Genomic DNA, 25550 nt, shown 5'->3' with positions numbered 1-25550 from the left:
CGGGATGCGGGCAGGTCAGGTTCTCCGGGGGTGCGATGATCAATGTGGCGGAAATCGGCGGTTGCACGATTATTCGGCTGGACCGCCCGGCAAAGGCCAATGCGCTGACCGAGGCGATGCTGATCGGGATTGCCCAGGCGGTCGCGGCAGCGCGGACCCCGGTCCTGATCCTGACTGGCGAGGGCAAGGTCTTTTCCGCCGGGGCCGACCTTGAGGAGATGAAGTCCGGTCTTGGCCTGTCGCCCGCTTGGGAGGCTGCGTCGGGGGCGGTCGCGGCCTATCCCGGCCTGACGATTGCCGCCCTGAACGGCACCTTGGCGGGTGGGGCGATGGGGGTGGCGCTGGCCTGCGACCTGCGGGTGGCCGTACCGGCAGCGCAGTTCTTCTATCCGGTGATGCGGTTGGGCTATCGCCCGCAACCCTCGGACCCGGCGCGACTGGCCGCACTTGTCGGACCGTCCCGCGCAAAGCTGATCCTGCTTGCGGGTCAGCGGATTGACGCGGAAACCGCGCTGGCCTGGGGACTGATTGACCGCATCTGTCCCAACGAGGCATTGACCGACACCGCAATGTCGCTGGCCGAACAGGCGCTTGCCGCCGATCCGGGCCATGTTGCCGCCCTGAAACGCATGACCACAGGGGAAGCGCCATGACCAACAGCTATGACAGCGGCCGACTGAACCTGCCCTTCGTCGGGATCTCGACCTTCGGCAAGAACCCGTACCAGCCGGACTGGTCCAAGATCGATGCCGACTTCGCCGTGCTTGGCGCGCCTTTCGACTTTGGCACCCAGTTCCGCGCCGGGGCCCGCTTTGGGCCACGGGGCATCCGCGAAGCCTCGACCCTCTTCTCCTTCGGCCACGCCGGGGCCTATGACCACGAAGATGACGTGACCTACCTGGACGGCGTTCGCATCCTGGATATCGGCGATGCCGACATAGTCCACACCGATACCGAAACTTCCCACGCCAACATCGAGAAAGGCGTCCGCGCCATACTTGCCGCCGGGGCGATCCCCGTCGTCCTTGGCGGCGACCACTCCATCAACATCCCCTGCATCCGTGCCTTCGAGGGCCGCCCGCTCCACATTGTCCAGATTGACGCCCACCTCGATTTCGTCGACGTGCGCCATGGCGTCCGCCACGGCCACGGCAACCCGATGCGCCGCGCCGCCGAACAGGACCACGTCAAGGGCATCACCGCGCTTGGCATCCGCAATGTCAGCTCCACCGCCAAGGACGGGTATGAGGCCGCCCGCGCCATGGGCGACGACATCCTGTCGGTCCGCCAGATCCGCAAGCTGGGGAACGAGGCGACGTTGGCCCGCATCCCCAAAGGCGTGGACTACTACCTGACCCTCGACATCGACGGCTTCGACCCCTCCATCGCGCCGGGCACCGGCACCCCCTCGCACGGCGGGTTCCTGTATTACGAGGTGCTGGAGCTGATCGACGGCCTGACCAAGCAGGGCAACATCATCGGCATCGACCTTGTCGAAGTTGCCCCCGACTACGACCACTCCGGCACCACCACGATCCTGGCCGCGCAGATCCTGCTGAACACCATCGGGCGCATCGCCCATAACCGGAGGTAAGTCGTGGAGCAGGTCCAGGACTGGCTGCAACAGGCATCTGACACCGCGCTGGGCTGGCTGTCCTCGCCCGCCGCGCTGTCGCAGTTCGCGCTTCTGATCCTGGCCTACCTCATCGCCCGCATGCTGGCCCGGCGCTTCTCTCCGATCATCGAAAAGACCCTGACGCCAAAGCCCGAGGCGACGAATATCATCGCGCGCCTTCGCCGCTTTGCGCTGCAATTCCTGCCGCTTTTGCTGCCCTTGCTGGCCTATGCCCTGACCGCCGTGGGCGAGGGCCTGACGCGCGCCACCTTCGGCTCGGGCGAAGTCATCGCCTTCGGCAAGCGCGTGTTCCTGTTCCTTGCAGCCGTGGAACTGGTCCGCAAGGTCTTGCCCCCCGGCTTCCTGAAGCTGATGGGCCGCTACGTCCTTCTGCCGGTCATGGCGCTGCATGCGCTGGGCTTTCTGGACGAAGCCACGGCGCGTCTTGATGCCGCCCAGGTCAACCTTGGCAACATCCAGTTCACCGCCCTGTCCCTGATCCGGGGCTTGATTGCAGGGTCGCTGCTTTTCTGGCTGGGCAGTTGGTCCAACCGCCAATCGGCCGGCTACATCAAGTCCCAGCCCGACCTGCGCCCCGCCACCCGCGAGCTTGCCATCAAGGCCTCCGAGGTGGCGATCTTCGGCGCGGCCTTCCTTCTGTTGATGTCGATCATGGGCATCGACCTTACCGCCGTCGCCGTGCTTGGCGGCGCCTTGGGCGTCGGGATCGGCCTTGGCCTGCAACAGATCGCGGCCAACTTCGTCTCGGGCATCATCCTTCTGTTGGAGGGCCAGACCACCGTCGGCGACTATGTCGAACTCGACGGCGGGGAAAAGGGCACCATCATCAAGATGACAGCCCGCGCCTGCATCCTAGAGACCTTCGACGGCAAATGGATCGTCGTCCCGAACGAACACTTCATTACAACTCGGGTGGTCAATTACTCGGATCAAGGCAGCGCCAATCGGTATGAGGCACTGTTTTCCGTAAGTTACGAGACGGATATCAATCTCGTGCCCGAGATAATCGAGCGCGCGGTTTCCAAGCTGCCTTTCGTCCTTCAGTCCCCTGACGGCCCCGATTGCGAGCTTCGGGGCTTTGGCGAGTCCAGCGTTGATTTTGCCGTGGAGTATTGGGTAGCGGGTATCGACGACGGCAAGAACAAGTACGGGTCGCCGGTTCTTTTCGCCATCTGGAACGCGCTGAAGGAAGCGGGGATCGAGATGCCCTACCCGCACCGCGTCGTCGAACTGCGCAATGCCCCCGCAGCCTGAGGCCCCACAAGCCCTGATCATCGGCGCCGGTCCCGCCGGGCTGATGGCCGCCGAGGAACTGGCGAAGGCAGGCGCGCAGACCGTTGTCTGTGAGGCCAAACCCACTGTCGCGCGCAAGTTCCTGATGGCGGGGAAATCCGGTCTTAACGTCACCAAGGACGAGGAATGGGAGACTTTCGTCTCGCGCTACGACACGGCGCACCTTCGCCCGATACTGCAGGATTTCGGCCCCGAACAGGTGCAGGACTGGTGCCGCGCACTGGGTCAGGAGGTCTATACAGGCTCGTCCGGCCGGGTCTTTCCTGTGGCGATGAAGGCTTCTCCCCTCCTCCGCGCCTGGGTTCAGCGCCTGACGTCGCAGGGCGTCGACCTGCGCACCCGCTGGCGCTGGACTGGCTTTGAGCGGGACGCCCTTACCTTCGACACGCCAAACGGCCGGCAGACCTTGGCACCAAAAGTCGCCATCCTTGCCTTGGGCGGTGCAAGCTGGCAGCGGCTTGGCTCTGATGGCGCCTGGGTTCCGTGGTTGCGGGAAAAGGGCGTGCAGATCACGGACTGGAAACCCGCCAACATGGGATTCCGCGTGAACTGGTCCTCTCACATGACCCCGTTCTTCGGACAACCTGTCAAGGGAACAGCCCTTATCGCAGGTCCGCACCGGGAACGCGGAGAGTTCGTCATCTCGGCCAAGGGTGTCGAAGGCGGCGGAATCTACAGCATATACAAGTATCTACGCGACGCGCATCCACTCGCCCTCGACCTTCTCCCCGACCTTGGCCAGGACGAGATCACCCGCCGCCTGTCAAAGATGAAGCCAGGCGAAAGCACCGCCAATCGCCTGCGCAAGCTTGGCCTTGACCGCACCCAGACAGCCCTGGTGATGGAGTTCGCCCGAAGCGAGCCGTTCGCCCACCTCAAGCACCTGCCGATCCCGCTGCAAGGCCCCCGTTCGCTGGACGAAGCGATCAGCGTGGCCGGAGGCGTCGCGTGGGACGCCCTCACCCCCGAGTTGGAGGTGAAGGCGCTTCCCAGCATCTTCGCCGCCGGTGAAATGCTGGACTGGGAGGCCCCGACCGGTGGCTATCTGCTGACCGCATCCTGGGCAACGGGCCGATGGGCCGGACGGGCCGCAGCCCGCCGTCTGCGTTATGCTTCCGAGTGCAGCGCCTTGAACCAGGGCAGCACCTGATCCCGCAGGATTTCTGTCGCCAGTGTCAGACATTCCGGCCGTTCCAGCACGTCGATGAAGGCCAGGGTTCCCGGGTCGCTGACCGCTTCCTCGAAAAACTCGGCCAGGGTCACATCCTCTCCGCCCGGCCAGTCCGGGTGGTCCGGCACCTCGCCCGACGGAGTGACAAACCGCAGTACGATCTGCACATCCCAGCCATAGCGATTGCGTTGCAGATGGACGGCCGACTTGCCCGCCGCGGTCATCCGGCTCCAGGTCGTCTTTCCCAGCGTATAGCCTGCAGGTGTAAGGACGCCGTCCAGCGCCACCACGATCCTGCCCCAAGCTTCCTCTCGCCGCGCCGGAAAGGCCGGATCATTCGCAGCCAAATGCTTTCGGGCGGATAGGTCCGGGTCGTCCATTCAGGCCGAAAGCCCGCCCGCCAGGTCCGGCACGTCCAGCGCGCTGAACCCGTAGTGGCGCAGCCAGCGCAGGTCAGCCTCGAAGAAGGCGCGCAGATCCGGGATGCCGTATTTCAACATGGCGATCCGGTCGATGCCCATGCCGAAGGCAAAGCCCTGCCATTGGGTCGGGTCCACCCCCGCCGCCGCCAGCACCTTGGGATGCACCATGCCCGAGCCCAGGATCTCCATCCACTTGTCGCCCTCGCCGATCTTCAGCTGGCCGCCGACGTTGGAATAGCGGATATCGACCTCGGCTGACGGCTCGGTGAACGGAAAGTGCGACGCGCGAAACCGCAGCTCCACCTTGTCGACCTCGAAGAAGGCCCGGCAGAACTCCTCCAGCGTCCATTTCAGGTTCGCCATGCTGATCGACCGATCAATCGCCAGCCCTTCGACCTGGTGGAACATCGGCGTATGCGTCTGGTCCATGTCCATCCGGTATACGCGCCCCGGAGCAATCACCCGGATCGGCGCACCCTGGGCCATCATAGCCCGGATCTGCACCGGGCTGGTATGGGTCCGCAGCACATGCGGCGGGCGGTTGTCACCCTCGGCCCGCGCCATGAAGAACGTGTCATGTTCCTGCCGCGCGGGGTGTTCCGGCGGAATGTTCAGGGCGTCGAAGTTGTACCAGTCGGATTCCACCTGCGGCCCCTCGGCCACCGAAAACCCCATATCGGCAAAGATCGCCGTCAGTTCTTCCATGACCCGGGACACCGGATGCACCGTCCCGCGTGGCCGAGGCCGCCCCGGCAAGGTCACGTCCAGCCATTCCGTCTTCAGCCGTTCATCCAGCGCCGCATCGCCCAGCGCCACCTTGCGCGCCCGCAGGGCCGCATCGATTTCATCCTTCAGGGCATTCAGGCTGGCACCGGCCACCTTGCGCTGGTCCGGGTCCATCTTCCCGAGACCCGCCATCAGGCCCGAGATCTCACCCTTCTTGCCAAGGGCACCCACGCGGACCTCTTCCAGCCCGGCTTCATCCGCCGCACCGGCCACCGCCGCCAGATACTTGGCCTTTAGCGTGTCGATCCCGTCCATGGTCCGTCTCCTGAAAACCGCCCTTCTGCTAGCGGCGAAGGCCCCGCAATGCAAGGTTCAGAAGATCGACCGCCGCCCCCGGACCTCCAGCATCCGGCGCGAGCGGCCCACTTGCCCGTTCTGCGCCGTCAACGCGACCGGAGGCTCTTTCAGCCTCTTCTCGATCACCACCAGGCTGTCATGGAACCGGATACCGCCAATTTCTCGCGCCAATGGGTGCAAGGGAAAGCCGGCATCATCCTCGGTGTACCAGGAATGCATCCGGTCGATCAGGTCCTTGGCGAACTCGATAAAGCTTCCTGGCGCACGGAAACCGCCACCGAAGCCTGGCCAATAGCTTGTATGCACATCCTCGACGATGTAGAGGCCCCGGTCGCGCAGCCGGGGCCAGAGGTGGCGGAAACTGGTGATCTGCTGGTTCATCTTGTGGCCGCCATCATCGACGATCAGGTCGAAAGGTCCGTGCGCCTGACCGACCCGGTCAAGGAAGGCAGAGTCGGCCTGATCACCGATCTCGACCACAGTTCCCGGCAACGCCAGTGCCCGGCAGGCCGGGTCGATATCCAGGAACACAAGGTGGGCGTCCGGCCCCAGGAACCCCTGCCACATCGGGATCGAGCCGCCCTTGTAGACGCCGATTTCAAGGAAGGTCAGGTCGCGACCCTGCCACTGGCCTAGCAAGTCGTCATAAATTTCCAGATAGTGCTCCATCTTGAAGAGCATGCGGTCGCCGGTCTTGGCCGGGTAGTCGCGGAAGTATCTGCCGGCCATGCGCGCCTCCTGTCAGGCAAGTTTCGCTGCTTAATGGGGCAAGGTCCAGCGGCGGCTCACTTTGGCAGGGCATTGGGTTGGTAAAGGGCCGCCTGCGCCGGGCTGGGGGGAATCGGCTGGATGACATCGACCAGAACCCCATCCGGGGCCTGGACGATGAAATGGCGCTGGCCAAACTCTTCGTCCCGCAGCGACAGCGCAATGGTCAGGCCGGCCCGGCGCAGACGGTCGTACTGGGCGTCGACGTCGGATACCTCGAAGTTCATCAGCATCCCCCCGGTTCGGCCGCGCGCCGTGGCTGGGATGGTGGCGTGGGTCTGATCGACGAGGGCCAGGTTGACCTGGGGGTCGTTCCTGGATTGCAGGTGGACGTACCAGTCCGCTTCATAAAGCGGGCGAAAGTCGAAATGCGCTTGGTAGAACGCCGCTGCTGTCGCCACGTCAGCGGATAGCAGGACGGGATAGTAGCTTGTCACTTGCATCGGGCTCTTCCTGTCGTATGTGTTTCATACATCATGCAGGTAATTAACATACAGGATGTATGTATGCAAGAAATCAAGCGCCGGTCCCAGAAGGAACGCAGCGACACCATGCGCGCGGCACTGGTGGCCGCGGGGCGGGACCTGTTCATTCGAAACGGTTTTGCGGCAACCGGCACACCGGACATCGTCGCGGCAGCCGGGGTGACTCGGGGCGCGCTGTACCATCACTTTCAGGACAAGACCGACCTTTTCGCCGCTGTCGTGGAGGCCGAAGCCGAGGCCATTGCTGCTGAGATTGACGCCAGCGGATCGATCGGCCTGACGCCAAGAGAAACGCTGATCCAGGGCGGCGAGGCGTTTCTGGCGGCGATGCGAAGTCCAGGCCGGGCACGACTGATGCTGGTGGAAGCACCGGCTGTCCTGGGCGTGGATCGGCTGGCCCGGATCGACGCAGCGACCGGCGGCAGGACGCTGGAACTTGCGCTGCAAGAGGTAGGGATCGAAGCGCCAGGTCCCCTGGCCGCCTTGCTGTCAGCGGCATACGACCGCGCGGCCCTGGCCATCGACCTGGGACAACCGCCGGGGCCCTGGCGCGCCGCCTTGAACCATTTGGTCCGGGGGGCAATCCGATGATCGTCCGTCAGTTCACCAAGGGGGATGCGCAGTCCGAAGCGGTCTATTCAGACTGCGAACGCTACCGCTATCTGCTGACGCGGACATGGGGCAGCGGACCACGCGCGCTGTTCATCATGCTGAACCCCTCAACCGCGACCGAGATCCAGAACGACCCCACCGTCGAACGTTGCGAGCGTCGGGCGCGTGCCCTGGGATACGGGGCCTTCCGCGTCACCAACATTTTCGCCTTCCGTTCTACCGACCCCAAGGCGATGCGCGCCATCCCCGATCCGGTTGGCGCCGCAAATGATCAGGCCATCCTGGAGAGTCTGGCATGGGCCGACGCCATCATCTGCGCCTGGGGGAACCATGGTCTGCATCGAGGTCGGGGCGCCGATGTCGAGGCCATGCTGCGCGGAGCGGGGGCCAAGCTTCATCACCTTGGACTGACCAACCAGGGGCAGCCGACGCATCCGCTGTACATCAGCTATGACCGGCAGCCGCAACCGTGGTAGGTCATCAGACCACGTTCGACAGCAGCCGGATATCTGAAGGGTCGACCGCACTTCCGCGGACCAGTGCCACGGCATAGCCATCCAGAAGGATGGTGCTTTCGTTCCCGTCCTCGCTGACTTGGACCGTCACGACCGGATCGGGATGCTGGGCCCGATCGTACATCACGACCAACTGATCCTCATCCGCATTGTAATCGCCGATCTCGGCCGGGGCGCCGACGTCGCCGGTCTCGGTCATATAGAATGTGTCCGCACCCTCACCGCCGGTTGCGATGTCGCGTGACCCCAGCACGATGGAATCGTCCCCGTCGCCGCCATTCAGATAGTCCAGCTCGAAGTCGTCGATCGCACCGGACATGCCGGCCAGCCAGTCATCCCCTGCGCCACCATCGACGATGTCCGACCCACGGCCGCCGGCGACAGCGTCCGACCCGTCTCCACCCGCAACCCAGTCATCCCCTTCGCCACCGTCCAGGTAGTCGTTATCCGCCCCGCCAAGAAGCGTGTCATTCCCCGCCTCGCCGCTGATCTGGTCTTCACCCATGCCGCCCAGCAATGAGTCATCACCGACGCCCCCGTTCAGATAGTCGTGGCCATCCTGGCCCATCAGGCTGTCGTTGCCGTCACCGCCCAGCACAATATCGTCGCCGCCGCCCGCCCAGACCGCATCGTGGCCGGTCCCGGAGTCGATCAGGTCCTGGCCGTCCCGGCCATCAATCACATCGGACCCGCCCTCGCCGTAGATCTGGTCGTCCCCGTCACCACCCGACAAGACCTCATCCAGGGCGGTGCCAAACACCTCACGCCCGGGTTCGACGGATCTTTCGAGATCGTCAGACTGGGGCGAGTCAGCTAAGTCATCCCCTTCGGGTTCCAGATCCAGTCGCTGGTTGTCCTGTTCATCCTGAAACTCATCATCCGGGAAATCCGGATCATCATCCATATCGCCAGATCGGCCGGACAACGCGGCATCGGCTAAAACGCCTGCGGCCAATACCCCAAGAATCCCAAGAATGGTCAGCACCAGATCACCCCACAACCCGTGCAGGCAAACGTTAACCATTTTCCGGCTAAGCTGTTGGCACTGCGAAGAAACACCCGCATCCCGGATACCACGAATCGCGCTAGCCCGCGCCGGGATTCTGGACTTTGCGTTAATCCGACCTTAGCGGCCGACCCGACAGATCAGACTTTCCTTTACGGGCGAATCCGCCTATACGCCGCCATCCGCCACGTGGCGGAGCCTCCACGGGCCCTGCTGGACGACATCCCGGCTTGCGCCATAACCCTTTGAACAGGAGAACCCGATGTCGATCACCGTTGAAGAAAAAGCCCGCCTGATCAAGGAATACGCGACCAAGGAAAACGACACCGGTTCGCCGGAAGTCCAGGTTGCGATCCTGTCCTCGCGCATTGCCACGCTGACCGAGCATTTCAAGGGCCACAAGAACGACAACCACTCGCGTCGTGGCCTGCTGATGCTGGTTGCCCAGCGCCGCAAGCTGCTGGATTACCTGAAGAAAACCGATGAGGGCCGCTATACCACCCTCATCACCCGCCTGGGTCTGCGCCGCTAAGGCCCACGTCAGCCGGATCGAACGCCCGCGCCCCTTGCGCGGGCGTTCTGCTTTTCCCAACCTTGAGAAGCCCGCCGCCGCCGGCCATATTGGACAAAACGGAGGGCCCCATGGCCGACGAAAGATTTCCCGGCTGGCACGGCACGACAATCCTGGCCGTCCGCCGCGGTGGCGAGGTTGTGGTCGCAGGGGACGGGCAAGTCTCGCTGGGTCAGACCGTGATCAAGGGCACCGCGCGCAAGGTGCGCCGGCTGAACCCGGGCGGTCATGCCGTGGTCTGCGGCTTTGCCGGGTCGACCGCCGATGCCTTCACCCTGCTTGACCGGCTGGAAAAGAAGCTGGAGTCCGCGCCCGGCCAACTGGCCCGCGCCTGCGTGGATCTGGCCAAGGACTGGCGCATGGACAAGTACCTCCGCAATCTGGAAGCCATGCTGATCGTCACCGACGGGGCCGACCTGTTCGTCATCACCGGCGCTGGCGACGTGCTGGAGCCAGAGCATGACGTCGCGGCCATCGGGTCGGGCGGCAACTTCGCCCTGGCCGCCGCGCGCGGCCTGATGCTGACCGACCTTCCGGCCGAGGCGGTCGCCCGCCAAGCCATGGCAATCGCCGCCGACATCTGCGTCTACACCAACGGCAACCTCACCGTGGAGACGATCCGCAAATGACCCCCGAAGACCTTCGCGCCGCCGTCGCTGCCGGGATCGTGACCGAGGCGCAGGCCGCATCGCTGTCTGCCCTGGCCAACAGCCGCGCCGGCCGCCGCTCCACGCTGCCGGCCGAGGACGAGCCCTTCGAGTTCTTTCGGGGCTTCTCGGAAATCTTCATCTCTATCGGCCTTGTCATCCTGCTGGCAGGCGTGACGGCGCTATTGGCCGTCTTTGGCGGCTTTGCGTTGCTGACACTGGTCCCGCTTGCCTCGGCTGGAATTGCCTGGTGGTGGGCCGGATATTTCACCCTGAAGCGGCGCATGACCCTGCCCTCAATGGTTCTGGCGACCGCATACGGAACCGGCATCGTGATCTTCGCCTTCAGCCTTCTGGGCCAGGTGGGAGTGGACGAACGTGGCATCGCAATCTCTGGCTTTGCCCTTTCTGCCGCCGCGATGATGCTGTGGTATCGCCGATTCCGCCTGCCCTTCTCGGCCTTCCTGGCGGGTTGTGCGATCCTGGGCGTGGTCTATTCGATCACCGCCTCGGCCTCGAACATGGTCGATCTGGTCGGTGCCGACGGCTATCGGGTCATGTTCGACCTGACCGAAAGCCCCGCCTTTGCGACCGCAACCCTGCTGTTCGGTGTCGGGGCTTTCCTGGTCGGCATGTGGTTCGATACCCGCGACCCGCACCGCCTTGGCCGCCACTCGGCCACCGCCTTCTGGTGCCACCTTCTTGCCGCGCCGGCGTTGGTAAACACGGTCGCCGCAACGCTGCTGAACGGCGGCGGGGTTGGCTTCCTTGCCGTCGCGCTGGTGCTGGTCACGCTTCTGGCGCTGGTGATCGACCGCCGCAGCTTCCTGACCGCCGCCATCGCCTATATCGCCATCGTCATCTCCTGGGTGATGGGCGACGGCGACGGCACGCAGTGGATCTTCATCCTGTTGCTTCTGGGCGCCTTCATCACCGCCATCGGCACCTGGTGGGTCCAGCTTCGCGGCTGGATCATGCAGAGATTGCCCGAATTCCCCGGCAAGGCCAGCCTGCCGCCCTATGGATCGACCGAATGACCGACCTGACCCCGCGCGAGATCGTCTCGGAACTTGACCGCTTCATCATCGGCCAGAAAGACGCCAAGCGCGCTGTCGCCGTGGCCCTACGCAACCGCTGGCGTAGAAAGCGCCTTGGCGACGACTTGCGGGACGAGGTTTATCCGAAGAATATCCTGATGATCGGCCCCACCGGCGTCGGCAAGACCGAGATCAGCCGCCGCCTTGCCAAGCTGGCCAAGGCCCCGTTCCTGAAGGTTGAAGCCACCAAGTTCACCGAGGTCGGCTATGTCGGGCGCGACGTGGACAGCATCATCCGCGATCTGGTGGATGTGGCGATCAACGACACCCGCGTCCAGATGCGGGAAGAGGTCAAATCCCGCGCCCACAAGGCGGCCGAGGATCGGGTGCTGGAAGCACTCGCCGGCAAGGACGCGCGCGAACAAACCCGCGAGATGTTCCGCAACAAGCTGAAACGCGGCGAGCTGGACGACACGATGATCGAGATCGACGTGGCCGACGCTGCCCCCGCCATGCCGATGGGCTTCGGAGTGCCTGGCATGGAGCAGCAGATGCAAGGGCTTCAGGACCTGTTCAAGGCGTTCGGCGGCCGTACCAGCCGCAAGCGGATGACCGTGGCGCAAAGCTATGAGATCCTGATCGGACAAGAGGCCGACAAGCTTCTCGACGACGAAGCTGTCCGCGCTGCCGCTTTGGAGGCCGTGCAGGAAAACGGCATCGTCTTTCTCGACGAGATCGACAAAATCTGCGCCCGCTCGGACGCGCGCGGGGCCGATGTCAGCCGCGAGGGGGTTCAGCGTGACCTTCTTCCGCTGATCGAGGGGACGACGGTTTCCACCAAGCATGGCCCGGTCAAGACCGACCACATCCTCTTCATCGCCTCGGGTGCGTTCCACATCGCCAAGCCGTCCGATCTTCTGCCGGAACTTCAGGGCCGCCTGCCGATCCGTGTCGAACTGGCGCCGCTGACCGAAGACGATTTCGTCCGCATCCTGACCGAGACGGACAATGCCCTGACCCGCCAGTATACCGCCCTGATGCAGACCGAAGAGGTCACGGTGACCTTCACCGCCGACGGCATCGCCGCCCTGGCCCGCATCGCCGCCGAAGTGAACCGTTCGGTGGAAAACATCGGTGCCAGACGGCTTTACACGGTGATGGAGCGGGTGTTCGAAGAACTGAGCTTCCACGCGCCGGACCGGTCCGGTCAGAAGATCACCGTCGACGCCGCTTTTGTCGAGACCAACATCGGCGCTTTGGCCCGTTCAGCCGACATCTCGCGGTATGTGCTTTAACGGGTAGCCACGATGTGGCGATTGGCGTTGTTCACCTCTAGCGGCGTAGGGATTCAATCGCCGTGGCCGTTCAGCGCGCGTTGGATCTGGCAGCATTACTTCAAGAACGGCGACGTATTCTCGCTCCAGACCCTTGCAGAACGAGCCATCCGCATCTGCGGGGCACGGCTTCTTCCATCGGTGCTACCGAGTTCACCAGAGGCATCATCGCGACCGACGCACCCTGTTTCATTGGTTATTAGGCGCTCCCGGTACACCTGTTTTTCGTCCAGCAGTCGTCACGCATCCGTTCAAACCCAGCGGATCGACCCACCCATTGGGGTCTGCAACATACGCCTGAGGTCTTGTGCCCCCGCCGCCTCCGGGTCGTCGTACCCGAAGCGGTTGTAGTGGAGGTCGCTTTCCCCATCGAACCACTGGCCCTGGAAGCGGATCGGACAATCGGGCGCGGTGTTGTCATTGGCGGCGCGGCGGGTGAGGGCTTCGGTCTCGCCCCATAGAGGCGGGCGGACCAGGCGGTGCGGGTGCCGTCTTCGTTAATCAACTCGCGCGGGGGTACCGGGTCAAATTAGCGCTAGGGGGTGCAGTCTTGATCGTATTGGGCGCTTTTGGAGACCGGTCTACAGCGTCATAAAGGCATCATTCTCAAAATAGTAAACAAATGCCTCAAGCAACTCAGCTAAATTTGCGCTTGGCTTCTGAAGTCGTGCATTCACGACAATATCTTGAACGGACTGCACAGTCAGGACGTAGGGTCGTTCGCAGCGCGGCGGGTGAGGGCTTCGGTTTCGCCCCACAGGCCAAGGCGCGCGCGCCAGGCGGTGCGGGTGCCGTCTTCGCTGATCAGCTCGCGCGGCGTGCCGATGTGGTCGGTGACGACGTAGTACAGGTCCTCGCCCTGCAGTTTGGCCAGCGGGCGGAAGCTGCCGGGTTCATAGACCCAGGCCTCGGCCCGGTCCCAGACCACGGTGCCGTCGGCGTAGATCGGGGCCGCGGCGACGATCTGGTCGCCGTCCCATTGCTCGACAACGCATCGCCTCGCTTCACAGCAATTTCGCTTGTTTGAAGCCAAGCTCCAAAACAGTCTCAACCGCCTTGTTTCCATATGTCAGAATTTGCGGAACGGATTTTCGCTCGGCAATCGAGGTGAACTCCCTTACCGGGTCATTGCACTTATACAGCGTTCCACCTACGCCGTGAAGCAAAAGGCTCTGTTCGCCTTCGTTCACTGGCAAGGATCCAACAACCGTCCATACACCGTCCTTTTCCACATTCTTTCGATCAGCATAGAATACTTTCACCCTGCCGATACCAAGTTCAAACTCCAGTATTGGAAAAATCGCTTCTACTTGGGGCACTTCATTTTCTGCAAAGTGGCGGCCAAGAACCACAAACCCGAAAACGTCCCTAACAATCGAAGATAGATAAATTGTCTTGCAGAGCGCATACTTGTCTGCAAAGGGAACTTTGATCACGTCGCCAAGCTTCAGCTCTTGAAAGGTCATATTCCTAGGATATCGAGGGTTTCTTGCAACTTTACTATTGACCATGTTTGAAACAAGTGAGTTGAGCCGAACCCTTTCGTCAGTTTTCTTGCGGGCGACAGTTCACGTGAACTGGCCGTCAGCCTCAGCAAGAATGTTGGACAGCACATCCGCATCAATCCGGCAATGTTCCAGGGGAGCGGTGGCGAAATCCTCTTCTGGCTCAAGTTCATAGTAGCCAAGAGCTAGGCTTTGAGCGCGGTCGAGTGTAATGACACCCCGCAGGATACGCGCGACGTCGGGTGATTGTTCAGGAACAGTTCCCGCTCCAGCAAAGGTTGACCGGGTAGTACAGCCTTGACAGTTGTCGGCGCAACTCCAGTCAGACGTTTGAATTCAAGCAACGCGGGGGTAGACCAATCAGCACCCGATGCCGTGATCACGATCTTTGACAAGGTCAAAACTTCTACTTGCCGTCAGCCACCAGACCCCGGCGCAGCAGGGGGTCCAGATACTGCAGGCCAAAGTTGGCAAAGATGTCCCGCCCCTCAGCCATGTAAGCACGCAGAAGATGCGGCACAGCCTTTGCTTCTTGGCCAGCGTCAAGCAAAAGGATTCCAATATTCATCTGCACGAACGGATGACCTGCCCGCCCGCACTGCGCGACGCTTCAAGAAACGCTGCGAGTGCAGTCTCGTCGTCACCTGCTTGGTAGGCAGCATCTCCGATGGACGTATGAAGCCACATGGCTGCATCCCAGATAGCCCTGGGCTCTGGCAGCAGCGTCAGCGCAGTTGTCCAGGCTTCAATCGCACCTTGGTAATCCGTCGCTTCAAGCAGCCCGTTGCCACGGGCTGATAGCCTCTCGACCTCTGCATAAATCTCATCTGGCAGTAATCCGTCCTGGTTAAGCATGCTATGGTCGGATCAGCTTCAGGAAAGCCGCATGTTCGCCCTTGAAGCCTTCTTTTCCGTAGAGCTCGTAGATCCGCTCGAATACAGGCTTGGCCTCGTCGTTCAACCCTAGCCGGACCAGAACCTTGCCTTCAAGCATCAGAGGGAAATGGATGGTGCGGTCCGCGTTGTCATAGACGTCATGTGTGATCGCGATCCATTTCTTGGTCAGGGCAACGTCCCCAGCATCCGCGTAATCTTCGACAAAACCGGAAGCGAGGCTTTGCGGATAGTAGTCCCAAGACGACTTTGGCTCGGGAATAATGTCCCAGGCTTCCTGCGCAAGGGTAAGGGCCGTCGCCATGTCCCCCGACTGAAACGCGCTCCCGGACCTTGCAAGAATGCCGTCGATCTGGGTTCGCAAGGGCTCGAGTAGTTGGGGTCTGCGTGACATTCGATACCTATGGGACTGCCGGTGGAAGATAGCGCGAGCGCGTGGCCCCGCCCCTGGAGGAATTGAGGGGGCCATATTCGAAGCGGTAGTTGTCTGGGTCAAGCATCCACTGCCGGACAGCTGGTGACTTAGCGCCATAATTTCGGCCCGTCGTATTCCAGTAGTCAACGGAATCCATAGGATTGTGTCCCATATGTGTTTGAGGTGAATCTACGGGATACCAGTTTCCATCCTCTCCTAGGAACTCGTCCTGTCCACGTCTGTTCGTCCGCAAATTGCCTTCGCGACGCATCCTCTCGCGGACCTGACGTCCGGTTCGGGAATTCTTTCCTGGTGTGCTGCCGAGATACTGCTCACGCAGCGGTGTCGGACGCCTCGACCTTGCCGGAGCTGGAGACGTCCCACTGCATGTGTTCAGTCCCAGCGGATCAACCCAGCCGTTCGGGTCTGCCACATACCCTTGCGGCCTGTCGCCGCCTGCCAGCCCTATGGGATCGGGCGACAGATACTGCCCCGCCTCAGGATCATAGTACCGGAAGCGGTTGTAGTGGAGGCCGGATTCCTCGTCGACCCACTGGCCCTGGAAGCGGATGGGGCAGTCTGGCGCGGTGTTGTCATTGGCGGCGCGGCGGGTGTGGGCTTCGGTCTCGCCCCACAGGCCAAGGCGCGCGCGCCAGGCGGTGCGGGTGCCGTCTTCTGATATCAACTCGCGCGGGGTGCCGATGTGGTCGGTGACGACGTAGTACGGGTCCTCACCCTGCAGTTTGGCCAGCGGGCGGGATCAATGGATCCTATCGGGTACGTTAAGCACCACCTGCGAAACCATTAGGGCAGTCGGCGCGTCGTTCTCAGGTTACTTTCCTGCCAAGAAATCAGGCAGCCTGACCCTCCTAACTTGGCGTTCGCATTGGAAAGTTGCGAATCCCGCAATATCCAGAGTTTCAGACCGTTCGACAAATCAGTGAGTTTTCCCATATCGGACGAAGACCGAATAAGCTCCTCAAGAGGGACACCGTCCACCATGATCTTGCAATGCTCGTTATTTAGAACATTCAAGGGGTAAACCATACGGAGCATCGATCCCGCATATCGCCCCAATCCGCCTCTTGTTTGTGGGATTTCTCGTGCAAACTTTACATTATTCTCACGCTCATCAACCTTTGTGGTTCCATTACCCAAGCAATAATTCCATGCAGACGAAGCACTTTCCGCGCGATAGCCAATCGCGTACTTGAACTTAAGGCCTTGGAATATCGTCGAAAGTCCATCACCCCATGCCTCTGGCGGGCCAATTTTATCTTCGGGAACCTGAATGCTTAAATGGGGGAAGCTTCCGAAACCGTCAATGGAATGATGGAACGCTGCCCGCCACGGCAAATGCGCTCCATCTTCATTGAAGATCGCGAACGCGGCAACATTTCCCAATTCTATCTGATCTTGCAGTTCTGCAAGCGTAACATCCACTACCTCATGGTCTCCGGGATGGTCTCCACCAACAAGGAGTCTGGGCGTAGTGGCAGACGACACTTTAAGCCCAAGCGTATCAAACAGCGACAGCCCTAGGCTCAACGCCAAGGATGATTGGCCCGGCGCCACTCCGTAGATTGCTATTCCTACAGTCATATCAGATACCATCAATTAAATTGTCCAGGGTGTTCTTGATATCGACAGCTTTGTATGGATGCTCTATCACAACAATCTCCCCGCGCTGATTGACGGGCAGTCCGTTCATAGCCGCCTGGTTTCGAGTGGTCAGTGAAGGCAGCTTGCGCCCCATATCCGACTTTGTTGCGGCTGGCGATGTCTTCAGCTTCCAGCAGGACAAGGCGATTGGTCGTTAACCCATTGCTTATCGAAAGAAATTCCTTGTAGTCCTGCGGAAGCGGCATTGCCAATTGCGTCTCCGCCTCACGAACGGAATCCGTTGTCGCCGGGACGTTGAGGGCAAATAGTTTCTCCAAGGCTGATCTTTCCATCAGTCGAATGCTCCGAGGTTGTCGAAGTATCTGCACGTTGCCCAAGTGCAGGTGCCGCCATCGGAGATGGGGACACGGTTTGAGTACTGTGCCTAGGGCACCAGAAACGCAGATCAATCGCTACAAGACATGGATGTTCTCAATCGTAAGGACTGGCGCTCTAGCAAGGTCAAATTCACAAGACAATGTCAGATCACTTCGAATCCTATCAAATTAGAGTTCATATTCTATGATACCCGACGTGTCTGACTTACTGTAATAAATAACGTTAACCGAATCTTTATCGGCTGCATGGTAATTCATCTTTCCGGGATAGGTTGTTATTGCCTCAGAAATTTCTTCTTCTGTCAGGCGACCATTCTGTCCACTTGCTACAAGTCTTGCAAACTGACCGTTGGCCAAGTTTGAAACAAGTGAGTTTAGCTCTGATAGGAGCTGATCCATTACTTTGCTCGGTTTCCAGGAATTCTGGTGGGTGTGTTTGGATTTACGCCGATGCTTTGGAAGTACTGGTCCGCCGTGGCAATATTGCGACGGGCAGCTGCCCGAGAAATCTCTGCGTCTCGCAACGAGCGATACGCAACACCGCCAGCCCGGTCTCACATACGTGATGAAGGGAAGTCTGGTCTGCCGCGCCAGTCAGCGCTGTAGAACCCTGGGGTCAAATGCCGCGAGGCGTCCATCTGTCCTTAGCCCACAGGGATAAAAGCCATTCGCGTAGATCACAAAGACATTTTCCAACCTCGAAGTATCATAGTCTTTCGAACAGAATCGGCCGACGGCGATCATCTTCAGATGTTCGAGGATATCAAAGGCTGTTGCTGACCAGAACTCCTCGAACTCGGTTATGGTTCGCCGAACCTTTTTCTTCCGCAGTTCAATCTGGAAATTCCCAAGCCCATCCCAAACTTTGGCTCCGTGGACTTCAACGATTTGTCTGCCGGCACGCCCAAGTTCAGTTGTATAGAACGGTGCCACAGCATTGGTAAGATAATCTGACCATATGGCATAGCCGTCGGAAAGATCCTGAGAGTTCTCCAGCAGCATCGCGCGCTCGAGATCCTCGACCAACTCAACCTCCTGATCGATTCCATCGCCATTCCATCCGGAAAGCAATTTGGGGTTCAGAAAGAAGTCAACCGGTTCCAGGAAATATGACTCGTCCATGGTCATCAGAAGCCTGCCCCGCTCAAAATGCTATCCCAACGATTGAAGGCCCTGGAGGTCCCTGTAGCCGTGCCACCCGGTGTATATGGACCAACCCAGTCAGCACTTCTGATTGGGACACCGTTTTGTTGGTTGACCCTCAGGACATCTTGCATCGCAGCAATCTGCGAAGCGGCGTGCTGCTGTCCCTTGCTTAGATCGATGCGATTGAGAGCAGCTTCTACAGCCTGATTGTAACCGGGATGACTGCCTTGATGCCTCGATAGCGGGCTAATTGGTGCACGATTATCGGGCAGGAAGATCCCATTCGGAGCGGAATCGATATCAATTCCTGCCAGCTTCACGGCCGGATGGTTTGATAGCGCGCCGGGAACAAGATGCTGAGCCTGGTAGCCGGGAGCCCGCGTCGCACGTGGCAGTCCCATGTCCTCCATCATGTTTGCCCGCAACCGGTCTGAACAGCCAGCCAACCCAAGAGGATCCACCCACCCGTTCGGATCCGCCACATACCCTTGCGGCCGTTCACCGCCTGCCAGCCCTATGGGATCAGGGGACAGATACTGCCCTGCCTCGGGGTCGTAATAACGGAAACGGTTGTAGTGGAGGCCGCTTTCCTCGTCGAACCACTGGCCTTGGAAACGGATCGGGCAATCGGGCACGGTGTTGTCGTTGGCGGCGCGGCGGGTGAGGGCTTCGGTCTCGCCCCACAGGCCAAGGCGCGCGCGCCAGGCGGTGCGGGTGCCGTCTTCACTGATCAGCTCTCGGGGCGTGCCGATGTGGTCGGTGACGACGTAGTACAGGTCCTCGCCCTGCAGCTTGGCCAGCGGGCGGAAGCTGCCGGGCTCATAGACCCAGGCCTCGGCCCGGTCCCAGGCCACTGTGCCGTCGGCGTAAATCGGGGCTTCGGCGACGATCTGGTCGCCGTCCCACTGATAGGCAAAGCCGCCACCGGGGGGCGTGTCGCGGTCTTCATCGCGGGCGCCTGCCACCAGTTTCAGGCGACGGATGCGGCGGCCCAGGGGGTCGTAGGCATAGGCCCAGACCGCGCCATCGGGGGTTTCCAGGCGGACCAACCGGTCCTCGCCGTTCCAGGCCATGCGCCAGATGCGGGGGCGGAAGCCGGGTTCTTCCACCCGTTTCTCGATCACGCGGCCATTGGCGTCATGCTGGTAGAAGGTCTGGCCCCGCGCCCGGGTGCGGCCGCCCCTGGCCTGCTCGACCTTGGCAAAGCCCGCCAGACCGCGGATCGCCGACAGGTTGCGGGCGGGGTCATAGTCATAGCCGGTGCGGGCAACCTCGACCCCGTGGCGGTCGCGCTGACCGGTGGCGACGACCTGGCCGCGCTTGTCATAGGCAAAGCGGCTTTCGCCCCAATGGCCATCCTTGATCGCAATCGCCCGACCGGCGCGGTCCCAGTCGTAGCTGCGGAAGGCGCGAGTTGCGGGGCCGGGATGCAGGCTGTGGCGTGACGCGGTGCCGGCCTGGCCAAGCCGTACGGCATCGCCCAGGCTGGCAGCGGTTCCGGCAATCTGGGTCTGCAACATGCCGCCGGCGCTATAGTTCTGTGCCAGGGCAAAGCCGGCCGCGCTGTGGCGCAGAACCTCCAGCCCCCGGCCGTCATGGTGCATCGCCAAGGGCGCGTGACTGCCGACGCGCAGCTCTTTCGGCAGGCCAGCCAGCGTATAGCCAAGCGACAGCGGCAGCACATCGCCCGACCGGCCCGTCCGCAGCCCCGAGGAGGGTGCATAGGTCGACAGGATCTCACGCCCATTCAGCTTTTCGCTGACCAAGCGGCCCAGCAGGTCGTAAGCGAATTCGACCTTGCCGTCGGCATTCTCGGCCAGCGTCAGAAGGCCCCGCGCGTCATGTTCCAGCCGGGTGATGCGGGGGCCATCGCGGTCCAGCACCTTCACTTCGATCAGGTCGCCGCGCGCGTCATAGGCGAAACGGGTGACGGTGCCATCCGGGGCGATCCGCGCCACCATCCGGCCGGAAAGGTCACGCTCATACCGGGTGACGAGGCCCGAGAAATCCTTCTCCGCCACCAGCGCGCCGGTCACGTCGTAAGTGTATTCAAACCGCTCGCCCAGCGCGTTGATCACGGCGGTCAGGCGCAGTTCGGTGTCATGCTCGAAGGTCAGGCTTTGCCCGGCCTCATCTATCGCGGCCAAGGGCAGGTCGAAAGCACCCGAACGGAAGCTGCGGGTGTTGCCTTCGCCATCGGTCACGCTGGCAAGCTGGCCCTCGCCATCCCAGGTCATCTGGACGGACCCACCGTCTGGCAGATCAATCCGGCGGACCGAGCCGCGCGGGTTCTCCGGGCCGCGCGTCACATCGAAACGGGTAACGCCGCCCTCGGGGTCGACCAGCTGGATCAGCCGCCCCTCGCGGTCATAGGTCATGTTCTGCGCAGCACCATCCGGGTCGACCCGGCGAACGGGGCGAAGGAACTGGTCATAGTAGACGCGCTCCTGCCCGCCGCCCGGCAGGTCGATCCGCAGCACCTCGCCCTTGTCGCCGCGGCGGAACCCGACCCGGCCGCCCGTGGCATCGATCACCGCCGAGAGGTTGCCCTTGTCGTCATAGACAAAGCGTTCCGTCGCCCCCGCCGCATCGGTGCGGGCGGCAAGCTGGCCGTCGGCGTCAAAGCTCCACGACAGGGTGGCGCCGGTCGGGTCCTTGGCCGAGGTCAGGTTGCCCCCCTCATCATAGGTGAACTCGGTCCGGTTCCCCATGGGGTCGACGCGGGCGGTGACGTTAAAGCGGGTGTCCCATTCGGTCAGCCAGACCGCGCCCTTGCCGTCGATTTCCTTCCAGACCAGGCCATCCTTGTCATAGTGGAAGGTCTCCTGGTGGCCATCGGTGAAATGGGCAACCGTCCGCTGCTCTTGCGGGAAGTGTTCCAGCCGCACGCCCATGTGGCCACTGGCAGTCCAGGACCGCACGATCCGGTCGCCCGAGTAGGCATAGAAGACCTCGGTCGCATTGGTGTCGGCCCAGCGGTTGATCCGGCCCTGATCGTCATAGCCATAGAACAGCGTGCCGAACTGGGGGGACCTTGCTTCGACCAGACGACCTTCCGAACTGTAGGCCCAGGTGGCATTGCAATCGCCGGTCTCATGCCCGGCCAGCGACAACGCGCGGATCACGCCAGCGTCGCAATGGACATCCAGCTTGTAGCCATCGGTATGGGTGACCTCGAACAGGTCCGCGCCACGATACCGGAAGGTGACACGGTTGCCGTTCCGGTCCTCGATGGCAGTCAGCAGCAGGCGGTCGCCGACCCGGTGACCGAAGCAGTGGAACAACTGCTCGCGCCGGTCGAAGACAAAAATGTCGCCATCGCGCTGGCCCAGCATCTCCAGATGCGGCATCCGCAGGTTGGTCGACAGGATTTCGGTTTCGGGCGTGTGAAAGACCACGCGCACACCTTCGGCATCCTGATAGGTCGTCGTCTCGCCACTGATCCGCAGGAACCGGCCCCAGCTAGAGGCCCAGTCGCGGCCCATCAGCCCCTCGGCCCCGCGGGAATAGCTGCGGGTCAGGACAAGGGGGATCGTCCCCGGAAGGGCAAAGTCGGTGCGGGTGTCGACCAGCGTGCCAGTGGCCACGTTGATCGGGTCACTGACGCAGCGCGCCGCACCGCACGGCGTTCCGTCCACCTTGTTCGAGCGATTGCTTCGCCCCTTGCTGCGCGGGATCGGCAGGAAGTTCAGCACCGCCAACCCGATCCGTGTCCAGCGCCGCATCCAGCCGCCGTCGATGTCCAGCGCGATGGCGCTGGTGTCCTTGTCGATGGCAATGGTCTTGCAGCCGTCGTTGACCACCCCGTCGCAGGTCGTCTTGTGGCCGATCCGCGTCATCGGCCAGTTGTTCACAAAGACCGTCTCGGCCCCTTCCGCGCAGGCCGCAACCTTGTGGACCGAGCAGGCGACCGGGGTCATCACATGCGCCACCGGCTTGCCCTGGAAGAACACGTTGGGCGAGCCGGGCCCGATCACGCCCTGGTTGGTCCCATATTGCCCGGCGGCCGAGGCGAAGCCCGCCCCCAACCCGGCAATCGCCCCGCCTGCCGCTGCAGCCGCCGCGATCACCAGCAGGCCGGTTCCCCCGGTGGCGATGATGAACGCGCCCACCGCAATGCCTGCAACCGCGCCCAGGACCAGGGCCCCCAGCGTCGCCAGCATGCTGGTATGCGCGATCGGATGGCCGGTCGTCGCCGGCATCTCGCCCGATTCCGGCAGTCGGTTGAACCCGGGAATCCGGCTCATCACCGCGTGGCCCAGCTTGTCGCCGACATAGGCCCCGATCAGGCCACCGGCGATCCCCGCACCCAGGCCCACGGCGACCGGCAGGGCACCGGCTGCCGCACCGGCCATCACGCTGGTCCCCGCACCCATCGCGCTGTAGGCCCCGGTCGCGGCGCCATAGGCCAGGAAGCTGCCGCTGACGGCATAGTTGAACGTGTCGCTTTCGACGACGTTCAGCGTATTGTCGATCCCGCGCTCGGTCGCGCTGCGGTCGTACTGACTGGGAACCGTGCCCGCCGGCGAAGTACCGGTCGGGTCTCCTGAACTGGAGGTATAGGTGCCGTGGCGCGTGCCCATCTGGGCCGCTGTCGTGGCTCCGTTCAGGATACCCATCGCGTCAGACTGCCGGCTGGGCGAAGGTCAGCGTCGCCACGATCCGGCGCACTTCGGCCTTCTGGGTGTCGCTCATCCGGCCCGGCATCGAGGCGGTCAGCACCATCGCATGCGCCGGCGCATCAACCGTGGTGATGACCTGGTGCATCGGGCTTTGCTTGGCCTTCCAGGTGCATTCGATCTCGACCGCCGCACGGCCCGAAATCGCCAGGTCGCTGCGCGTCAGAACCTTGAACTCGGTCAGGGCCTCTTTGGCCTTGTCGATCTCGCCGGCGACATACTCCGCGAACTGCATGCCCCAGGGAACCTCTTCCCGGGTGATGGTGAAGGTCAGGCCCGGGATCGACCCGCTGCCGCTGCTGGACACGATGTTGATCGACTGGTCTTTCCAGCCAGAGGGCAGATCGATGCTGCCTTCGTTGATACGATACATGCTTAGCCGGCCTTGTCCTTGTTCAGATGGATCATGTCGGCGATCTGGTCGATGATGCCTGCCGTCAGCACGATCTGCGACGACTTGAACCGCAGCACGATCGCCTCTTTCGTCATGATGATGGTGCCGTCGCCGACCGTCAGCGTGATTGCGTCCTCGGCGGTATAGACAATCTGGCCGGGGCCGGCATCGCCGGCATTGGCGGTCACCCTGACCACATTCGCAGTTGCCGAACGGGTCAACTTGACCGACTCGCTCAGGTTGCCCGAGGTGATCTGCTTCGTCTCGTCCCCGGTCTTGACCTCGATCGAGCGGTTGCCGTCGCGGACGAAGGTCGTCTCGTTGTCCAGAATGACCCGGTTCAGGTCCTTCTGCGCGTGGATCGAGATTTCCTCACGCCCGGCCTGGTCTTCAAAGCTTAGCTCGTTGAACCCGGCGCCCTGATGGGTGTTGGTGCGAAAGCCCGACTTGGTCTTGTTGGCCGGCAGGCCGTAGGGCACGCCGTTCATGCCATTGTAGACGCAGCCGGTGACGATGGGCTTGTCGGGGTCGCCTTCCAGGAACTCGACGATCACCTCCATGCCGATCCGGGGGATCACCATCCCGCCCCAGCCCTGGCTTGCCCAGTTCTGGCTGACCCGGCAACGCATGGAGTTGGCGCCCGCGAGGTCCCAGTGGAATTTCACCAGGATCCGGCCGAATTCGTCGCAGTCAATCTCTCCCTCACCCACGACGACCGCGGTCTGCGGGCCTTGCACCACCGGCATCTTCGTCTTGCGACGCGGTGCCAGCGGGGCCGAGATCGGCATCAGCGTATAGTGCCCTTCATAGGCATCCTGGGCCATCTCGCCGCCCGAACCATACCCTTCGGCGGTGTAGGCATGGGACGTGGCCAGGCACAGGAACGTCTCGTAAGTAGCGCCCGGGATTTCCTGGCCATACAGCATGACGGTCAGGCCCGATACCAGGCCCGAGATATCTCCCTCGGCCGCGATGCGCTTGTCCTGGCCGCGTTCCTGATTGGTGCGCAGCGCGGCGACCGTCTTGCCGCGACCGGGATCGGGGTAATCCCCCGGCCAGTCGAAACTTTCGATCTGCCCCATCGCATGCTGCGCGTCGCCCACCCGGTCTGCTTCCATCGCAGCCGTTGGCATCTTGAAATTGTAGTCCGTCAGCCGGACCGCCCCTGTCGTCACGTTCCGGGCCTGCCGCCAGTCCCAGAAATGTTCGCCCGAGGCCAAGTGCTGCTCGCCATAACCCCAGTAGGGCCGGCGTTCCCCCGGCAAGGGCTGATGCGCGTCGATACTGTCCGTCAGGACCGCCGTATGCCCACCAGGCTTGTGGGTGAAATGGTAGCTGATCCCGAACCGCTCCATCATCCGCAGGGCGAAATCCAGATCGCTTTCGCGGTACTGAACCGTGTATTCCAGCACCGGATAATCGGCGGACAGCCGCAACTCCCAGGCGGGATCACCCAGCCCGGCATAAGGCGCCCACAACTCCTGCAGGATTTGCACGACGGTGCGATTGTGAAAGATCCTTTGATTGCGCCGCAGCCCCGTCAACCAAAGCCACGGGCGCAGGGTCAGCGTATAGCGATAGCCATTTTCGCCGACCCCCAGCCACTGCGCGTCGGACACGATGCCGCTGAACTGGGTCGGGCCACCTTCGGAATTCAACTCTACCACCGCCGCGGTGCCGATTAGCGCATCGAAATCGATGCTTCTGCTGTCGGACAGCGCCTCGACCCGATAGTCGAACAGCCCGTTCATCCGGTCAGAGCCTGAAAATCGCAGCAGGGCCAGAGCGTTCGCGCCCAGAACAGTCGTAAGTTTACCCCTGCGGGTTTCCTGACGAAGTGAAACGTTCATTTCGAATAACCTCGGACCCGCGTCAATGTCCGCACCATAGCCCTTTTCGTGCGATGTCGAAAGAACTGTTTCCCATACCTGCACCGG

General features: G+C 62.2%; 27 protein-coding genes. 10 read left to right on the top strand and 17 right to left on the bottom strand.

Annotated elements, in window-relative coordinates:
• The first annotated feature begins 35 nt into the window (after window positions 1–35).
• The 4 genes from CXR42_RS10585 to CXR42_RS10570 are packed head-to-tail and all read left to right on the top strand — an operon-like array spanning window position 36 to window position 4079.
• Entirely contained in the window at window positions 36–653 is a 618-nt protein-coding gene (locus CXR42_RS10585; protein ID WP_103257505.1) for an enoyl-CoA hydratase/isomerase family protein, read from the top strand.
• Entirely contained in the window at window positions 650–1594 is a 945-nt protein-coding gene (gene speB / locus CXR42_RS10580; RefSeq protein ID WP_103257504.1) for an agmatinase, read from the top strand. Before CXR42_RS10585 ends, speB begins: the two co-directional genes overlap by 4 nt.
• 3 nt (window positions 1595–1597) lie before the next feature.
• The gene (locus CXR42_RS10575) at window positions 1598–2890 is read left to right on the top strand and encodes a mechanosensitive ion channel family protein (RefSeq protein WP_245875414.1); all 1293 of its coding nucleotides are present in this window, start codon (window positions 1598–1600) and stop codon (window positions 2888–2890) included.
• On the top strand, window positions 2874–4079 hold the full coding sequence (locus CXR42_RS10570; protein ID WP_103257503.1) for a TIGR03862 family flavoprotein: 1206 nt from the start codon (window positions 2874–2876) through the stop codon (window positions 4077–4079). Before CXR42_RS10575 ends, CXR42_RS10570 begins: the two co-directional genes overlap by 17 nt.
• Here CXR42_RS10570 and CXR42_RS10565 read toward each other — a convergent pair.
• The 4 genes from CXR42_RS10565 to CXR42_RS10550 form a co-directional block, all read right to left on the bottom strand.
• Entirely contained in the window at window positions 4037–4480 is a 444-nt protein-coding gene (locus CXR42_RS10565; protein WP_103257502.1) for a hypothetical protein, read from the bottom strand. The genes CXR42_RS10570 and CXR42_RS10565 overlap by 43 nt on opposite strands.
• On the bottom strand, window positions 4481–5554 hold the full coding sequence (gene pheS, locus CXR42_RS10560; RefSeq protein WP_483883552.1) for a phenylalanine--tRNA ligase subunit alpha: 1074 nt from the start codon (window positions 5552–5554) through the stop codon (window positions 4481–4483). It abuts the gene before it with no gap.
• Window positions 5555–5620: 66 nt separating this feature from the next.
• The gene (locus tag CXR42_RS10555) at window positions 5621–6334 is read right to left on the bottom strand and encodes a class I SAM-dependent methyltransferase (protein WP_103257500.1); all 714 of its coding nucleotides are present in this window, start codon (window positions 6332–6334) and stop codon (window positions 5621–5623) included.
• 56 nt (window positions 6335–6390) lie between these two features.
• Entirely contained in the window at window positions 6391–6816 is a 426-nt protein-coding gene (locus CXR42_RS10550) for a VOC family protein (RefSeq protein WP_103257499.1), read from the bottom strand.
• A 63-nt stretch (window positions 6817–6879) separates the two neighbouring features.
• On the opposite strand from CXR42_RS10550, the gene CXR42_RS10545 reads away from it, so the two are divergent.
• Both CXR42_RS10545 and CXR42_RS10540 read left to right on the top strand, forming a co-directional pair.
• Window positions 6880–7449, top strand: a complete 570-nt coding sequence (locus tag CXR42_RS10545; protein ID WP_180996029.1) for a TetR/AcrR family transcriptional regulator — start codon at window positions 6880–6882, stop codon at window positions 7447–7449.
• Complete coding sequence (locus tag CXR42_RS10540; protein WP_103257497.1) at window positions 7446–7946, top strand: DUF1643 domain-containing protein; 501 nt, start codon at window positions 7446–7448, stop codon at window positions 7944–7946. Before CXR42_RS10545 ends, CXR42_RS10540 begins: the two co-directional genes overlap by 4 nt.
• A 4-nt stretch (window positions 7947–7950) precedes the next feature.
• Here CXR42_RS10540 and CXR42_RS10535 read toward each other — a convergent pair whose 3' ends face one another.
• Entirely contained in the window at window positions 7951–8889 is a 939-nt protein-coding gene (locus CXR42_RS10535) for a calcium-binding protein (protein WP_103257496.1), read from the bottom strand.
• A 364-nt stretch (window positions 8890–9253) separates the two neighbouring features.
• Here CXR42_RS10535 and rpsO point away from each other — a divergent pair, with 364 nt between their 5' ends.
• The 4 genes from rpsO to hslU all read left to right on the top strand — a co-directional run bounded on the left by rpsO (window position 9254) and on the right by hslU (window position 12541).
• Window positions 9254–9523 carry a 30S ribosomal protein S15 gene (gene rpsO, locus CXR42_RS10530; RefSeq protein WP_103257495.1) on the top strand — a complete coding sequence of 90 codons (270 nt, stop codon included), beginning with the start codon at window positions 9254–9256 and terminating at the stop codon, window positions 9521–9523.
• A gap of 110 nt (window positions 9524–9633) precedes the next feature.
• Window positions 9634–10191, top strand: coding sequence for an ATP-dependent protease subunit HslV (gene hslV / locus CXR42_RS10525; RefSeq protein WP_103257749.1), 558 nt, complete (start codon window positions 9634–9636; stop codon window positions 10189–10191).
• A complete protein-coding gene (locus CXR42_RS10520) occupies window positions 10188–11246 on the top strand; it encodes a hypothetical protein (protein WP_103257494.1) in 1059 nt (352 codons plus the stop codon). Before hslV ends, CXR42_RS10520 begins: the two co-directional genes overlap by 4 nt.
• Window positions 11243–12541: an ATP-dependent protease ATPase subunit HslU gene (hslU, locus tag CXR42_RS10515; RefSeq protein WP_103257493.1), complete on the top strand. Its 1299-nt coding sequence runs from the start codon at window positions 11243–11245 to the stop codon at window positions 12539–12541. Before CXR42_RS10520 ends, hslU begins: the two co-directional genes overlap by 4 nt.
• A gap of 620 nt (window positions 12542–13161) precedes the next feature.
• Here hslU and CXR42_RS19970 read toward each other — a convergent pair.
• From CXR42_RS19970 to CXR42_RS10470, 12 genes are all read right to left on the bottom strand, one after another.
• A complete protein-coding gene (locus CXR42_RS19970; RefSeq protein ID WP_425444855.1) occupies window positions 13162–13257 on the bottom strand; it encodes a DUF7716 domain-containing protein in 96 nt (31 codons plus the stop codon).
• Between the two features lie 26 nt (window positions 13258–13283).
• On the bottom strand, window positions 13284–13613 hold the full coding sequence (locus tag CXR42_RS10510; protein WP_219727944.1) for an RHS domain-containing protein: 330 nt from the start codon (window positions 13611–13613) through the stop codon (window positions 13284–13286).
• Window positions 13585–14046 (bottom strand): hypothetical protein, encoded by a 462-nt coding sequence (locus tag CXR42_RS19345; protein ID WP_146038046.1) that lies wholly within the window; start codon window positions 14044–14046, stop codon window positions 13585–13587. The genes CXR42_RS10510 and CXR42_RS19345 overlap by 29 nt, the downstream gene beginning before the upstream one ends.
• A gap of 603 nt (window positions 14047–14649) precedes the next feature.
• Entirely contained in the window at window positions 14650–14940 is a 291-nt protein-coding gene (locus tag CXR42_RS10505) for a tetratricopeptide repeat protein (RefSeq protein WP_103257491.1), read from the bottom strand.
• A 1-nt stretch (window position 14941) separates the two neighbouring features.
• Complete coding sequence (locus CXR42_RS10500) at window positions 14942–15283, bottom strand: hypothetical protein (RefSeq protein WP_103257490.1); 342 nt, start codon at window positions 15281–15283, stop codon at window positions 14942–14944.
• Window positions 15284–15380: 97 nt separating this feature from the next.
• Window positions 15381–16136 carry an RHS repeat-associated core domain-containing protein gene (locus tag CXR42_RS19945; RefSeq protein ID WP_425444862.1) on the bottom strand — a complete coding sequence of 252 codons (756 nt, stop codon included), beginning with the start codon at window positions 16134–16136 and terminating at the stop codon, window positions 15381–15383.
• A 62-nt stretch (window positions 16137–16198) separates the two neighbouring features.
• Entirely contained in the window at window positions 16199–17011 is an 813-nt protein-coding gene (locus tag CXR42_RS19340; protein WP_180996027.1) for a hypothetical protein, read from the bottom strand.
• Window positions 17008–17334, bottom strand: a complete 327-nt coding sequence (locus tag CXR42_RS19335; protein WP_180996026.1) for an SMI1/KNR4 family protein — start codon at window positions 17332–17334, stop codon at window positions 17008–17010. The genes CXR42_RS19340 and CXR42_RS19335 overlap by 4 nt, the downstream gene beginning before the upstream one ends.
• Window positions 17335–17988: 654 nt before the next feature.
• Entirely contained in the window at window positions 17989–18522 is a 534-nt protein-coding gene (locus tag CXR42_RS10485) for a hypothetical protein (RefSeq protein ID WP_103257487.1), read from the bottom strand.
• Complete coding sequence (locus tag CXR42_RS10480) at window positions 18522–23159, bottom strand: RHS repeat-associated core domain-containing protein (protein WP_146038043.1); 4638 nt, start codon at window positions 23157–23159, stop codon at window positions 18522–18524. The genes CXR42_RS10485 and CXR42_RS10480 overlap by 1 nt, the downstream gene beginning before the upstream one ends.
• A gap of 4 nt (window positions 23160–23163) precedes the next feature.
• Window positions 23164–23592, bottom strand: coding sequence for a DcrB-related protein (locus tag CXR42_RS10475; protein ID WP_103257485.1), 429 nt, complete (start codon window positions 23590–23592; stop codon window positions 23164–23166).
• Window positions 23593–23594: 2 nt separating this feature from the next.
• Entirely contained in the window at window positions 23595–25463 is a 1869-nt protein-coding gene (locus CXR42_RS10470) for a type VI secretion system Vgr family protein (protein WP_103257484.1), read from the bottom strand.
• Window positions 25464–25550 lie beyond the last annotated feature (87 nt).

The organism is Tabrizicola aquatica (assembly GCF_002900975.1).
Classification (GTDB): Bacteria; Pseudomonadota; Alphaproteobacteria; order Rhodobacterales; family Rhodobacteraceae; genus Tabrizicola; species Tabrizicola aquatica.
This window is presented reverse-complemented; position numbering and strand designations above follow the sequence as displayed.

What these genes read in the sequence shown, in the direction of transcription:
- hslV (WP_103257749.1), top strand. Translation starts at nt 9,634, where the DNA reads ATGGCCGACGAAAGATTTCCCGGCTGGCACGGCACGACAATCCTGGCC.
- CXR42_RS10555 (WP_103257500.1), bottom strand. Translation starts at nt 6,334, where the DNA reads ATGGCCGGCAGATACTTCCGCGACTACCCGGCCAAGACCGGCGACCGC.
- CXR42_RS10480 (WP_146038043.1), bottom strand. Translation starts at nt 23,159, where the DNA reads ATGGGTATCCTGAACGGAGCCACGACAGCGGCCCAGATGGGCACGCGC.
- CXR42_RS10550 (WP_103257499.1), bottom strand. Translation starts at nt 6,816, where the DNA reads ATGCAAGTGACAAGCTACTATCCCGTCCTGCTATCCGCTGACGTGGCG.
- CXR42_RS10520 (WP_103257494.1), top strand. Translation starts at nt 10,188, where the DNA reads ATGACCCCCGAAGACCTTCGCGCCGCCGTCGCTGCCGGGATCGTGACC.
- CXR42_RS10535 (WP_103257496.1), bottom strand. Translation starts at nt 8,889, where the DNA reads ATGGATGATGATCCGGATTTCCCGGATGATGAGTTTCAGGATGAACAG.
- CXR42_RS10475 (WP_103257485.1), bottom strand. Translation starts at nt 23,592, where the DNA reads ATGTATCGTATCAACGAAGGCAGCATCGATCTGCCCTCTGGCTGGAAA.
- CXR42_RS19345 (WP_146038046.1), bottom strand. Translation starts at nt 14,046, where the DNA reads ATGACCTTTCAAGAGCTGAAGCTTGGCGACGTGATCAAAGTTCCCTTT.
- CXR42_RS10565 (WP_103257502.1), bottom strand. Translation starts at nt 4,480, where the DNA reads ATGGACGACCCGGACCTATCCGCCCGAAAGCATTTGGCTGCGAATGAT.
- rpsO (WP_103257495.1), top strand. Translation starts at nt 9,254, where the DNA reads ATGTCGATCACCGTTGAAGAAAAAGCCCGCCTGATCAAGGAATACGCG.
- CXR42_RS10505 (WP_103257491.1), bottom strand. Translation starts at nt 14,940, where the DNA reads ATGCTTAACCAGGACGGATTACTGCCAGATGAGATTTATGCAGAGGTC.
- CXR42_RS10545 (WP_180996029.1), top strand. Translation starts at nt 6,880, where the DNA reads ATGCAAGAAATCAAGCGCCGGTCCCAGAAGGAACGCAGCGACACCATG.
- speB (WP_103257504.1), top strand. Translation starts at nt 650, where the DNA reads ATGACCAACAGCTATGACAGCGGCCGACTGAACCTGCCCTTCGTCGGG.
- CXR42_RS10500 (WP_103257490.1), bottom strand. Translation starts at nt 15,283, where the DNA reads ATGGCGACGGCCCTTACCCTTGCGCAGGAAGCCTGGGACATTATTCCC.
- CXR42_RS10540 (WP_103257497.1), top strand. Translation starts at nt 7,446, where the DNA reads ATGATCGTCCGTCAGTTCACCAAGGGGGATGCGCAGTCCGAAGCGGTC.
- CXR42_RS10470 (WP_103257484.1), bottom strand. Translation starts at nt 25,463, where the DNA reads ATGAACGTTTCACTTCGTCAGGAAACCCGCAGGGGTAAACTTACGACT.
- CXR42_RS10585 (WP_103257505.1), top strand. Translation starts at nt 36, where the DNA reads ATGATCAATGTGGCGGAAATCGGCGGTTGCACGATTATTCGGCTGGAC.
- CXR42_RS10485 (WP_103257487.1), bottom strand. Translation starts at nt 18,522, where the DNA reads ATGACCATGGACGAGTCATATTTCCTGGAACCGGTTGACTTCTTTCTG.
- hslU (WP_103257493.1), top strand. Translation starts at nt 11,243, where the DNA reads ATGACCGACCTGACCCCGCGCGAGATCGTCTCGGAACTTGACCGCTTC.
- CXR42_RS10570 (WP_103257503.1), top strand. Translation starts at nt 2,874, where the DNA reads ATGCCCCCGCAGCCTGAGGCCCCACAAGCCCTGATCATCGGCGCCGGT.